Raw genomic sequence first — 13,366 nt, 5'->3', positions numbered from 1 at the left:
GGCGTGATGGTTACATGTGGCGTGATGGTTACATGTGGCGTGATAGCATAAATGATGCTGCTAATATTGATGTTAACGTTTGGGTTGAAGACTAAATTAACCTTACACTTTAAACTTTAATATTTATTTAGAAATAAAATTATGGAACCAATAACTTATTGAATAACATAGTGAGGGTATTTATTAAGCTAATATTAAAATTCAGGTTTTCGCTTAAGTGTGACCTGAATTTATTACTAATTGCCTCACTATTTTTTACTACTCATCTTTACGCTAGCCAAGTTTTAGCAAACAATAACAATATTCGTTTTCAAAAATATTCCCTAAAACAAGGTTTATCTCAACAAGCTGTCTTTTCTATTCTACAAGACCGTCAAGGTTTTATGTGGTTTGCTACTCAGGAAGGTTTAAACCGTTTTGATGGTTATCAATTTCGCGTTTTTAGTCATGAAGCCAACGATAGTAATTCCTTATCTCATGACGCTATTTACACTATGTTTGAGGATCATAATGGTTTATTGTGGTTAGGTACTGATGGCGGTGGTTTAAATCGTTTTGACCCTATATCAGAGACATTTGAACATTTTAGTAAAAAATCTCATAACCTCAGTAGCGATAGAATTAATGTGATTTTTGAAGATAAAGATCACATTCTTTGGATAGGTACAGACGGTGGCGGATTAAATAGGTTTGATCCAACAACTGAAGTATTTCAATCCTTTTTACATGATACAAACAGCAAAGTAACGCTAAATCATAATAATGTTCGTTCTATTCACCAAGGCAAGCAAGGACAATTGTGGTTAGGTACAGATAAAGGCATAAATATATTTGATATTAATACACTGACTTTTACCAATTTTACATTAAAAGATAATATCTCAATAAAGCTGCATGATTACAGTATTAGAAGCTTATTCGTTGATGAACAACAAAGAGTATGGATAGGCACCTATCGCAATGGTTTAATCACCATTGATCAGCAAAATAATGTTACTCAGTATAAGTCTCAAAATGAAGATAAAACAAGCGTGTGTGCTAATACCATACATGATATTTTTCAGGACAATATTGATAATATTTGGCTGGCAACCGACAATGGCCTATGTCTTTGGCAACCCGCAAGTGATAATTTTACGCAATTTCGTCACGATGTTAAAGACTTATACAGCCTAGGTGATAACCGCACAAGAACATTATATCAAGACAATGGTGGTGTACTTTGGCTTGGTACCTTTGGAGGAATAAATAAATGGAGCCCCTCTGACTTTTCTCATTACCGTCAAACCCCCAACAATAAGAATAGCCTATCGAGTAACATCATTACGGCATTTAGTGAGCGTAACAATGGTGATGTTTGGGTAGGCAGTTATGATGGCCTTAATTTATTTAATCCACAAAAAAATACTTTTACCAGATTTAAAGTTGATGAGAGCGCTGCTTCAAGTTTGAGTGACAACCGTATTATGTCTCTTCACAGCGATGCTGATGACTCGCTATGGATTGGCACCCGTGGTAAAGGCCTTGACCACTATAATCCTAAAACAAACTTATTTACTCACTACACCCACAACGAGAAAGAAATAACGAGTTTAAGTGCAAATGGCGTCACTGACATATATCAAGATAATCAAGGGGTATTATGGGTAGCAACATATACCAGTGGTTTAAACCGCTTTGAACCAGCAACAAAAACTTTCAAACACTTTCGTCATGATGTCAACGATGATAAAAGTCTCAGTACCGACCGAATTTTGTCTATACATCAGGGTAAAAATAATACTTTATGGTTAGGAACAGAGGGTGGAGGTTTAAACCTATTTGATCCTAAAACAGAAACTGTCACTCAATATCTTCATAATAGTAAAGACCCTGATAGTTTAAGTAATAATGTTGCTTGGTCAATACTAGAAGATCCCCAAGGCGATTTATGGGTAGGTACATGGGGAGGTGGTTTGAATCGTTGGGCTGCTGCAGATCGAAAAACAGGTAAGGTGCGCTTTAAACACTATGGAAAGAAACAAGGATTACTCAGTAATGTGATTTACGGTATTGTTGCAGATGGTCAAGGTTTTATATGGCTAAGCACTAACCGTGGTTTAACTCGATTAGACCCACAAACAGAACAACTGAAACAATATGATGTTTCTCATGGCTTACAAGAGAATGAGTTTAATCATAACGCAGCAATGAATAGTCGCCATGGGCAGCTATTTTTTGGTGGTTCTAATGGCTTTAACATGTTTACTCCTGCTGAAATTAAAGAGAATAACAATCAACTGCCCGTATTGTTAACCGGTTTATTGAAAATTAATAAAAAAACCAAATTTGGAGATGCTGTAGCAGGGCTTAACAATATAATATTTGATTACAAAGACTACGTAATAGCGTTTGAATTTGCAGGTTTAGATTACACCGCACCAGAAAAAAACAACTATAAATATAAATTAGAAGGCTTTGACCAAGACTGGATCGAAATAGGTAAAGTTCATCGAACTACGTTTACCAACCTCCCTGCGGGCGATTATATTTTTCGGGTAAAAGGCGCTAATAATGATGGTATTTGGAGCGAAAAATCCTTAGCACTGAATATCAAAGTGACACCTGCACCGTGGGAGTCATGGTGGGCTTATAGCTTATACATACTGTTTGTCATTATGATCTTCTTTTTCTATATTCGTGCCTATAAAACCAAATTACACCAAAAAGCTGAATATAGTCGACATTTAGAAAAACAAGTTATACTAAGAACAACTGAACTCACCACCGCTAATCATGCACTTGAAATATCCCAAAAAGCAGCACAGGCAGGAAATCGTGCCAAGGGAGCTTTTATTTCCACCATGAGCCACGAATTACGGACGCCAATGACCTCAATTTTAGGATTTGCCGAAAGCATTTTACAAGATCCTATTGAACCTGAGGAAGAGCATAGAAGGATCAATAAAATCATCAGCAATGGTAATTACTTACTGCAACTAATGAACAATGTTTTAGATATTTCTAAAATTGAAGTTAATTGTTTAGATTTAGAAAATATTGCGGTATCGCCTGTAGAAATAATGCAAGAGTTGGAAGAACTCATTGGGCAACGAGCAACTGAAAAAAAACTGAATTTAACCATTAATTACCTACTACCTATTCCTGGCGTAATCCAAAGTGATCCGACAAGATTAAAGCAAATATTACTTAATTTATGTGGTAACGCGATAAAATTTACTGAAAAAGGTGGGATCACAATAAATATTTCCGCCGATCAGCAGACTAATTTGTTATCTTTCTCTGTTGTTGATACCGGAATAGGTATACCTGAGAATAAGATAGCGTCAGTTTTTGAAGAGTTTACCCAAGTTGACTCATCTACCACTCGTAAGTTTGGTGGTACTGGTTTAGGTTTAAGTATTTCTAAGGAGTTAACCCAAGCGATGGGCGGAGAAATGCACCTCACTAGCCAGGAAGGTATTGGCAGTCAATTTTCATTTAGTATTGGTATGGGAGCGGTTCAAGTGCTGCAATGGCTGAACGAACACTCAGCTATTGATAAAATAAAACATAAGCATAATGCCAAAGAATATAAAATTCCCACGCTTACAGGGAATATTTTATTGGCTGAAGATTGGCCTGATAACCAAGAGTTGATCCGCCTGTATGTTGAACGTACTGGCGCTAAAGTGACCTTAGTAGAAAATGGTCAATTAGCGGTAGAAGTGGCACTGAGTAATGACTTTGATATGGTCTTAATGGATGTACAAATGCCAGAAGTTGATGGTATTGAAGCAACTAAAATACTACGTGCTACTGGATTTTCTAAGCCAATAATCGCATTAACAGCAAATATTTCTAATAACGATATTGAACTTTACCTAAAATCTGGTTTTAGTGGGCATTTAAAAAAACCGATAGAAATCCAGACTTTTTATCAAACCTTAGCAAACATATTACCTACCGCATCAATAGATCTTGAACCGTCAGTAGCAAAAAATATTAAGCAGGTAGAACAACAACAAGTTTTAATCAATACTTTCATTGAAGGCTTGCCAACAATATTAGCTGAAATTCAACAGATGGCAGAAGAAAAAAATTGGTTAAAACTACAAAACTTGTTACATAATTTAAAAGGTTTAGGGGGATCTTTTGGCTTTCCTGAAGTTAGTCAGCAAGCAGATATACTTTATCAATCTTTGCTAACGAAGAAATATAGCCTCATTATTATCCAATTAGATACATTACAGCAAATAACAACTAAAATAACTGATGAAATTAATTTATAATTACCTAGTAAATTCCCGTTAAGCTTTTCCACATATATTCCAAAAAAGAGGTCATATGCCTGATAGAAAATTAAACATCTTGGTTGCCGATGATGAACCTTTGATGTTGAGCCTACTGAGTGAATATTTAACAACTTATGGTAATCATAATGTGATACAAGCATGTAATGGAAAAAAAGCCTTGCAGTTATTTAATACGAATAAAGGTAATATAGATGTTACTTTTCTTGATATTGAAATGCCATATATTAATGGTTTAAAAGTGCTACAAGCCATTCATAGCATCGAACCTTCAGCTTATGTAGTAATTATTAGTGGTTTGGGCAATTTACATAATGTGAAAACAGCGATTTCCGCTGGCGTTAACGGTTTTATTGTCAAACCCTATACTTATGAAAAAGTTGCTGAAGCACTAAATAATTATCTTCATGCTTACTGTACAGAATAATAATATCATCAGTTTTACAATTTACATGAGAGCCAAGTCAGGATTAGCCATTATCAAACTCTCAACTCATATCGAACTTCAGCAGACCAGTGAATTTATCTGAAAGGCGTTTTAGATAAACTACTCATTTTTCATAGTAGACAATAATATTGATGGCTGAAAATCCAAAAAAACGACCTGGAATACGATACCAACCGATTTGACTGGAAAGGAATTCAATGAATTTTTCTTACATATTTCTGACTATGAAGTTGTTACACCTGAAGAGGAAACTGCTGAACCTATCATTACAGATATTAAGTATGGCAGTGTCATTAGGTTCATTCACGAACACACAGGAGATAAAAAAGTACAATTTAATATTTGGTGAACTTATTACGCATGGCTATAATATTGATAAATATGCATTTAAATGGTTATATTCAATTATATCCACCTCTTCCTTCATTGTTTTATCATTAATAATTTACACGAATCATATGGTAGATAAAGCCATTATTTTTAGTATCCCTTTAAAACAAATTGCATTAGTTGTTTTCTTATTATTGTTAACGTTTAACTCTTTATTTTTTGTTACTTAAACTTGGGTAAAATCCGTGCATTTGCGTATGCTAAGAGATTAATAGCTGCTTGTGACCGAATAAACTAAATAAAATGTATTGTGTCATGATGAAGTTTTTCATACCAAATCATCACATACATTTAGCACTATCGCCTTTGGGGCAGAAGATAGTTAACTTAACTGCCCGTGTACGCTATTGCTAAAAATTTTATTCATTGTTGTATGACCACTTAGTCGGATCCAATGCCACTAACTCAGGCATTTAACATAGCCTTTATTGTCTCTATAAATCTTATAAACCTAATTCCTAAAACAACCAATCATATCGGCAATTTCTTGTTTAGTTAAATTAGTATTTTCATCATCAACGAGTTCAACAATACGTTTACGGTCTTTATCAGGGATCTGGCGAGGTTTGCCAAACTTAACACCTTTTGCTCTTACTCGCTCAAGTCCTTTCTGAACTCGCTCATTGATAATGTCTTTCTCAAATTCAGCCAATGCACCTAACATGCTAAACATAAGTTTTCCGTTACTGCTTGAAGTATCAACTGCTTGATTAAGAACATTAAGAGTAGCACCTTTCGCTTCAATCATATCAACCAACTTGTGCAAGTCAGTTAATGATCTTGCAAGACGGTCTAACTTTGTAATGACAATACTATCCCCTTACCTTAAATAATCAATTGCACTATGTAACTATAGACGATCACTTTTAACGCTACTCAGTTTTTCCTTAAATATTTTCTCATAACCTTTAAGTTATTCTAGTTGATTATCTAAGTTTTGATTTTGAGTTGAACAGCGAGCATAAGCAATTTTAATACTGTACCTTTATCCCCAGGAGTTAGATTACAAACTTAAAATTAGGATAAAGGTTACACTTAATCGAGGTGATCATGCAAAAATACGGTTGGTAAAACACTGTAACCTAAACTGTAGTATTGATTACAGTGCTAGAGGTTGCCAGTTAGGAGACTAAGCAATCAATCTACCTATTCAAATAATCTGATATAATGTAAGAGTAAAAATGGTGAAACTGTTTAGGGCGCTAATGCCACATTTGAGGCATTTGTGAATAGACATCACTAGTGTAATTTCTAGACATAAAATGAGATTGAGACGTTTTATTTAATATTCACTATTGCCACAAAGCTGTCTAAATTTACGAGTAAAAACACCCCTGTTTATGTTCACTTTGATACGAAGCCAGACATTTCTTGTCTGCCAGCTAAGAAGCGCAGTTCCCAATTTCGGTCACTGGCTTTTTGGTTTTCTAAGCTGCAATATTGACCGTAAAGTGCGGATTAGAGACGTTCTAGCTAGCTTTTTTCTGATTCTATAATTAATCTATACAAGTGACAAATATCACTTAACACTCAGACCGAGGAACGCATTACACCAGCCGAAAGTTTAGGCAACGACTGTGGCGTTATCAAATCACACAAAGCATCAGCCGCCGCGGAAATTGTTGGGATAATGCCACAATGGAACGATATTTTAGAAGTTTAAAAACGCAATGGATACCTTTGATAGGGTATAAGAATTTTAATGAAGCCAAACAAGCAATCATTAATTACATCATGGATTATTACAATAAGACCCGGCCACATACGTATAACGGTGGAATAAGCCCAAATGAATCAGAAAGAAGAGATGAGTTAAGCTACAACACTGTGGCCAATATTACATGACCACTTCAGTTAAGTAAGTTTATGGGGGGAGCAATGACCTGTTACTCAAACCCATCTTTAAAAGATTTTCTTAAATCTAGAAATAAACACTAGGTTATCTTAATCATTACATAATATTTCAAGTTGATATTAATAACCTTTAACGCCAGCGTTATCACCATGTAGCTAACCGTGTAAAATTTCTTGAGCTTAAGCTGATATAAGTACAAAAAAAGCCCCTACATTACTGCAGAGGCTTTTTCTTGAATTAGTCGAGTTGACCGTATAAGCCGGGTTTTGTATCTCTTTCGAAAAAGAGTGACAATCATTCGTCTAGGCCTTAAATCGCTCTAAGGCTCAAGCAACCTACCCGGTTTCCACGCGAACCACGCTTATACTATTTAAACTTACGCTCGAACAGTCATGAAACCCTATTTGGTCTTGCTCCGGGTGGAGTTTACCCTGCAATTACTGTTACCAGCAATCCGGTGCGCTCTTACCGCACCCTTTCAGCCTTACCTGTGAAGTTCCTAAGAACAACCATCGGCGGTCTTCTCTCTGCTGCACTTGTCGTCGGCTCACGCCGCCCAGGCGTTACCTGGCACCCTGCTCATTGGAGCCCGGACTTTCCTCCCCTCTATCTATATATCTTCAGTTTGCACATCTGATACTTTGATAAAGCAGCGATTGTCTGGTCAACTCGCCGCGCATTTTACCTGAATTTTTACCGATAGCCAATTGATAATATATTTAGTTTACGTTGTTTAATTCATGTATCGTGAATTACTTCAGCGAGAGTACTATTTCATATAACGCATTTTTCTTCACGCCATAAATTTCAGCGGTAATGGCACAGGCTTTCTTAGGTTTCATTTCTTCTAACAATAACTTAAGTGTGTCAATAGCCTTTGCAGGAATTGCGTTTGTGTCTATTTTATTACCTTCAATAATTAAAACCATTTCACCTTTTAATTGATTGGGATCTTCTTTTAACCACGCTAATAAGTTACACGCTGTATCTGAGTGAATGGTCTCAAACGTTTTAGTTAACTCACGAGAAATAACAACATGGCGTTCACCCCCTAACACTTTTACAATGTCTTCAACGGTATCAATCGCTCGACGTGGTGCATCATAGAAAACCATAGTGCGTGGTTCTTCTAGTAAGTTCGCTAACGTTGCTTGTCTAGCGCCTGATTTTGAAGGAAGAAAACCTTCAAATGAAAAGCGGTCTGTGGGTAAACCCGCAACTGAAAGCGCAGCTATTGCTGCACAAGCACCAGGTATAGGAGAAACAGGTAAATTAAGTTGGCGGCAATGACGCACCAAGTGAAAGCCAGGATCACTGATCAATGGCGTACCGGCATCTGAAACCAGCGCAATGCTTTTCCCTTCTTGTAAAAGTGTTGCAACATAATCTTGGCGTTGGCGTTCATTGTGGTCATGCAATGATAATGTTTTATTTTTTATAGAATACGTCGATAATAATCTTTGAGTATGGCGAGTATCTTCACAGGCAATAATATCCACATGCGTTAACACATCAAGTGCGCGTTGACTGATGTCGGTTAAATTCCCGATCGGTGTGGCGACAATGTAAAGCGTGCCTGATTCTACAAATACTGACGACATAATGAATACTTAAGTTGAGACTGATGAAGATGAAGTTTATTATAAAGCTAACTAATAAAGTACGGATTTATCACTGGTGAGCCAAACTAATTTTTTGTTTTCAAATAAAAGCACTTTTTATCGCATAACTTCTCTTTGTTTTGTGGTTTTACTAACCGCTACATTGACGACGAGTTGTAGTACATCGAAAAAAGCAACCACCAAACAAGTAGCAGATGCTCCATTTAAAAAATCTCTGGAAACTTCTGATGATAAAATAACGGCACAACAACTCCTGTTGTCTGCACAAACACAAGCATCAGATCAAGCGATCGCTACGTTAACCCAAGCAAGTGAAAAGCTTATAAATGAAGGTAGTTTTGAACAAGCGTTATGGTTATCACAGCAACTTGTTCAATTAACACAAAGCGAAGCACTTAAATATCGCTTAGCGTTAGTCAGTGCAAATGGTTTCCTTAAAATAAGCGAAGTGGCATTAGCTTTTAAGCAGCTAGAAATTGCTGAACAATTTTCAGCAAAAAATGGCATTATGCATCACGAAGACTACTACAACTTGTTTGCTGAGGTTCAAAAACGTCGAGCCCTAGAAATTAGCTCGATCAATGCGAAGCTGCATTGGTTTGCTATTAGCCCTAGCACCAATAACAATGATATTCATTCACTATGGCAAGCATTGAGTGTGCTGTCTACTTGGCAACTCGACCAATTATCGGACTTAAACCCACCTCATATTGAAGGTTGGCAGCAGCTGTTAACTTATGCACATAAATTTGGTGGTGACATTGACCGTTTTGATCGTTACTTAACCCAGTGGCAACGAGATTTTTCAGCCCACCCTGCGCAAGCCATCATCAAAAGCTTAAGGGCTGGCAAATTAGCCACTAAGCAAGTTATTCAAAATATCGCTATTATTTTACCTTTGTCAGGTAAACAAGCAGTTGCAGGAAAAGCAGCCCAACAAGGTATTCTAGCGGCTTATAATAATATACCTTATAAAAACTTAAGCTTTATTGATACTGATACGCTCGATTGGTCGCTCTTAAATGAACGGCTCATCACCTTAGATAGCCATTTTGTTATCGGTCCATTGCTTAAAGAAAATGTTGACAAGTATCTCGCTCTGCATGAAATATTAATCCCCAGTTTATTACTGAACACCCCTGAAAATGTATCACTTAATACTGAACAATTTATACTGTCAATGCGCCCAGAAGACGAAGCTTTCCAAGCAGCAACCACACTAAGCCGTAAAAATTATCGTGCGCCGGTGCTACTAAGTCATCGAGATACGGCCAGTCAGAGAATTGCTCAAGCATTTACCCAACAGTGGCAACTTCTCAATGGTTATTTACCTGAAGTCGTTTATTTCGAAAAAGGTAAAAAAATGCAAGAGCAATTAAAGGCAAGTTTAGAAGTTGATCTAAGCCAAGCTCGCATTAAAGATTTGAAAATTAGATTAAAACAAAGCATAGATACAGAATCAAGAAACCGCAGAGATATAGATATGTTTTACTTAGTGGGGTCTCCTGCACAAACTAAATTACTGAAACCCTATATTGATGTAAATACTAGCCCTTTTGCTAAAATCATCCCTGTGTATGCAAGCTCTCGAAGCCATAGTAGTAAACAGGACTCAAGTCAGCATAACGACCTTCGCAACCTTATATTTACTGAAATGCCTTGGCTTTTAAGTAGCCAGCAACAAAATGCTCAGCTAGCTCAGTTGAGTAAAACCCTTTGGCCAAGTCGTAGTGACTCGTTACAACGAATATTTGCCATGGGTTACGACAGCTTATATTTAGTTGATAAACTACCATTAATGAAACAAAAACCTTATATTCGTCATTACGGTCAAACAGGTATCTTAAAATTAAATAGTAATAATACACTAACTCGAAGTTTATTATGGGGTATTTATCAAAATGGTAACGTCTCTGAAATATCCATGGACTAAAAAGGTTACCACCCGAGAAACGGGTAATATAACTGAAAAGGTTGCCGCTAATTATCTTGTGGAACAAGGATTGATTATCCAAGAAAAAAACCTCTATAGCCGCGCGGGTGAAATTGATATAATCATGAAAGATGGCAACACTATCGTCTTTATAGAGGTGAAATATCGTGCTTCGGCACTATTTGGTGGAGCGATTTCAGCGATTTCGGAAAAAAAACAGCAAAAAATTAGAAAAACAGCCGCATTTTACCTGCAACAATGTGGCTTAAACGAATATAATACCTCTTGTCGATTTGATGTTATTGCTTTACAAGGTAATATAAACAATCTCGATATTACCTGGCTAAAAAATGCCTTTTAGAGACAATAAACGGAGCGAGTTTCATTTATGTTAGAACGGATCAAAAGTAACTTTACCGAAAGTATCCAAACCAAAATTGCCGCCAGCGAGTTATTAGCTGGCCCTATTGAGCATGCGGGTATGATAATGGTGCAAAGCCTATTAGCAGGTAATAAAATACTAGCTTGTGGTAACGGTGGCTCAGCGGGTGATGCACAACACTTTTCAGCCGAGTTATTAAACCGTTATGAAACTGAGCGTCCACCATTGCCAGCAATAGCTTTAACAACAGATACCTCGACCATTACTTCAATTGGGAATGATTATTCCTTTGATGAGATATTTTCTAAGCAAGTAAGAGCACTTGGGAATAATGGCGACGTTCTTCTCGCAATTTCAACCAGTGGTAATTCTCGTAATGTGGTAAAAGCCATTGAAGCTGCAGTATCACGCGACATCCCAATTATTGCACTTACCGGTGGCGATGGTGGAGATATCGCGGGTTTACTGGGTGATAACGATGTAGAAATACGCGTTCCATCATCTCGTACAGCACGAATTCAAGAAGTTCATTTAGTAGTGATACACTGTTTGTGCGATATTATTGATACCACGTTATTTCCGCAAGATGTGAGTTAATATGCACGCTAAAAAATTATTTATAACACTTAGCGCTGCTTTACTTTTACAAGGATGTGTTGCCGCAGCTGTTGTTACTATTATTGGTGGAGCATCTGCCGCTACGGATGAACGCAGTATAGGTACACAGCTCGACGATCAAAAAATCGAATTTGATGCTTATGCTAAGCTTTCAAAGCACCAAGCACTCGATGATAATACTAACTTACAAGTGATCAGTGTTAATCGAAGTGTGCTTGTTATAGGACAAGCGCCGAATACTTATTTACGTGATTTAGCAATAAAGTCGATTAACGAAGTTAAGCAAATTATACAGCTACATAATCAAATTCGTATCAGTAACACCACCTCGGTTACCACAAGAACCAACGATATTTGGTTAACGTCAAAAGTTAAAACAGCCCTATTTGGCAGCGATAATATTGATGCAACTAATATTAAGGTCGTTACTGAGAATGGCGAGGTGTTTTTGATGGGTTTAATCAGCGCAGCACACGCAGATGAAGCGGTAAATATTGCGCGTAATATCAGTGGTGTAAACCGCGTTTTCAAAATATTTGAGTATATTTAACCTTCAAATATTTTAAATATAAGCATAAAAAAAGCTTCACAAGTACATACTTGTGAAGCTTTTTTATAAGCAATAATTTATAAATAGAGTTACTTAATCACTTTTAAGCTAGGCTTACCTTTCACTTTTGGTGATTTCACTTCTGAATTAGTATTGTCAGTACTGGTATTATCTGAGGATACACTTGATAGCCCTACAGGTTTTACAGGCGTTATATCTTCGCTCAGTTCAGGTTCAGAATGCTCAATAGCTAGCGATGTACCTGCTCCATTCTCTTTTGCGTAAATAGCCGCGATTGCGCCATAGGGCACAACAATGTGCTCAAGCTTGCCACCAAAGCGTGCACTAACTTCTATAGCATGATCCCCAAGGGAAATAGAACCCACGGCTGACATTGAAACGTTCAGCACAATTTGTCCATCACTGACATAGGCCATTGGCACTAACACACCGTAAATACTCACATCTACAGCAATGTAGGGCGTAAGTTGATTATCAGAGATCCACTGATAAAAAGCCCTAATAATATAAGGCTTATTAGAAGTCATTTCTGGAGATGCCAAGGCTAAAACATACCTAAACGAATTTCACGTTCATCTTCAGTTAATGATGCTTGAAATGATTCACGTTCGAATAACTTCAACATATAACCTTTAAATTCTTTAGAGCCCTCACCATCCAGCTCAATACCTAAAGCAGGCAAACGCCATAATAATGGAGCTAAATAACAATCAACTAAACTGAATTCTTCACTCATAAAATACGGTGCTTCATTAAGAATTGGTGCAACACTTAGTAAGCTTTCTTTAAGTTCTTGACGCGCTTTACTCGCAGCTTCTGCTGGGCCACTCATAATTATTTTTGCTAGACTATACCAATCTTGTTCTACACGATGCATCATCAAACGGCTACGACCCCGTGATACTGGGTAAACTGGCATTAATGGCGGATGAGGGAAACGCTCGTCTAAATATTCAATAATAATTGATGCTTCGTATAATGCTAATTCACGATCAATTAACGTTGGTACTGTACCATAGGGATTTAAATCGAGTAAATCTTCTGGTAAGTTAGCTAAATCAACTAAATGAATATCAACGCCAACGCCTTTTTCAGCGAGTACGATGCGTGTTTGATGACTATACATATCATCAGCGTGGGAATATAAATTCATCACTGAACGCTTGTTTGCTGCTACGGCCATAATGCCTCCAAAAATCTGTAATAAAAAACTAACAAAGGGGGCCAAAGCCCCCCATAAATAAAACGCTGTACA

At 37.0% G+C, this 13,366-nt stretch carries 10 protein-coding genes, 1 other RNA gene and 1 pseudogene; 7 read left to right on the top strand and 5 right to left on the bottom strand.

Translation table 11 applies throughout. The annotated features are described in order from the left end of the window. Positions 1-158 precede the first annotated feature (158 nt). Complete coding sequence (locus tag H4J52_RS03940) at positions 159-4,271, top strand: hybrid sensor histidine kinase/response regulator (protein ID WP_182224243.1); 4,113 nt, start codon at positions 159-161, stop codon at positions 4,269-4,271. 55 nt (positions 4,272-4,326) lie between these two features. Continuing rightward, positions 4,327-4,719 carry a response regulator gene (locus tag H4J52_RS03935; protein ID WP_182179237.1) on the top strand — a complete coding sequence of 131 codons (393 nt, stop codon included), beginning with the start codon at positions 4,327-4,329 and terminating at the stop codon, positions 4,717-4,719. Between the two features lie 862 nt (positions 4,720-5,581). Here H4J52_RS03935 and H4J52_RS03930 read toward each other — a convergent pair. After that, positions 5,582-5,941, bottom strand: coding sequence for a recombinase family protein (locus tag H4J52_RS03930; protein ID WP_182169364.1), 360 nt, complete (start codon positions 5,939-5,941; stop codon positions 5,582-5,584). 716 nt (positions 5,942-6,657) lie between these two features. Here H4J52_RS03930 and H4J52_RS03925 point away from each other — a divergent pair. Further along, positions 6,658-6,975, top strand: a pseudogene (locus H4J52_RS03925) (integrase core domain-containing protein); the annotation flags it as partial. A 248-nt stretch (positions 6,976-7,223) separates the two neighbouring features. Here H4J52_RS03925 and rnpB read toward each other — a convergent pair. Then, positions 7,224-7,657, bottom strand: an RNA gene (rnpB, locus tag H4J52_RS03920) — RNase P RNA component class A. Positions 7,658-7,737: 80 nt separating this feature from the next. Further along, positions 7,738-8,586: a 16S rRNA (cytidine(1402)-2'-O)-methyltransferase gene (rsmI, locus tag H4J52_RS03915; RefSeq protein ID WP_182179235.1), complete on the bottom strand. Its 849-nt coding sequence runs from the start codon at positions 8,584-8,586 to the stop codon at positions 7,738-7,740. Between the two features lie 76 nt (positions 8,587-8,662). Here rsmI and H4J52_RS03910 point away from each other — a divergent pair, with 76 nt between their 5' ends. From H4J52_RS03910 to H4J52_RS03895, 4 genes are read left to right on the top strand one after another with little or no spacing between them, the layout of a single operon-like run. Beyond that, positions 8,663-10,540 carry a penicillin-binding protein activator gene (locus H4J52_RS03910; RefSeq protein WP_182179228.1) on the top strand — a complete coding sequence of 626 codons (1,878 nt, stop codon included), beginning with the start codon at positions 8,663-8,665 and terminating at the stop codon, positions 10,538-10,540. After that, on the top strand, positions 10,509-10,901 hold the full coding sequence (locus H4J52_RS03905; protein ID WP_182179227.1) for a YraN family protein: 393 nt from the start codon (positions 10,509-10,511) through the stop codon (positions 10,899-10,901). The genes H4J52_RS03910 and H4J52_RS03905 overlap by 32 nt, the downstream gene beginning before the upstream one ends. A gap of 27 nt (positions 10,902-10,928) precedes the next feature. Next, positions 10,929-11,519 (top strand): phosphoheptose isomerase, encoded by a 591-nt coding sequence (locus H4J52_RS03900; RefSeq protein ID WP_182179226.1) that lies wholly within the window; start codon positions 10,929-10,931, stop codon positions 11,517-11,519. A gap of 1 nt (position 11,520) precedes the next feature. Further along, a complete protein-coding gene (locus tag H4J52_RS03895) occupies positions 11,521-12,090 on the top strand; it encodes a BON domain-containing protein (RefSeq protein ID WP_182179225.1) in 570 nt (189 codons plus the stop codon). 89 nt (positions 12,091-12,179) lie between these two features. Here H4J52_RS03895 and H4J52_RS03890 read toward each other — a convergent pair whose 3' ends face one another. Further along, positions 12,180-12,653, bottom strand: a complete 474-nt coding sequence (locus tag H4J52_RS03890) for a ClpXP protease specificity-enhancing factor (RefSeq protein WP_259367811.1) — start codon at positions 12,651-12,653, stop codon at positions 12,180-12,182. A 2-nt stretch (positions 12,654-12,655) separates the two neighbouring features. Next, positions 12,656-13,294: a stringent starvation protein SspA gene (gene sspA / locus H4J52_RS03885; protein ID WP_182179224.1), complete on the bottom strand. Its 639-nt coding sequence runs from the start codon at positions 13,292-13,294 to the stop codon at positions 12,656-12,658. Positions 13,295-13,366 lie beyond the last annotated feature (72 nt).

The organism is Colwellia sp. MB02u-14 (genome assembly GCF_014076915.1).
Classification (GTDB): Bacteria; Pseudomonadota; Gammaproteobacteria; order Enterobacterales; family Alteromonadaceae; genus Colwellia_A.
Note: the sequence above shows the minus strand (reverse complement) of the source record. Positions and strands in the feature narration are given on the sequence as shown.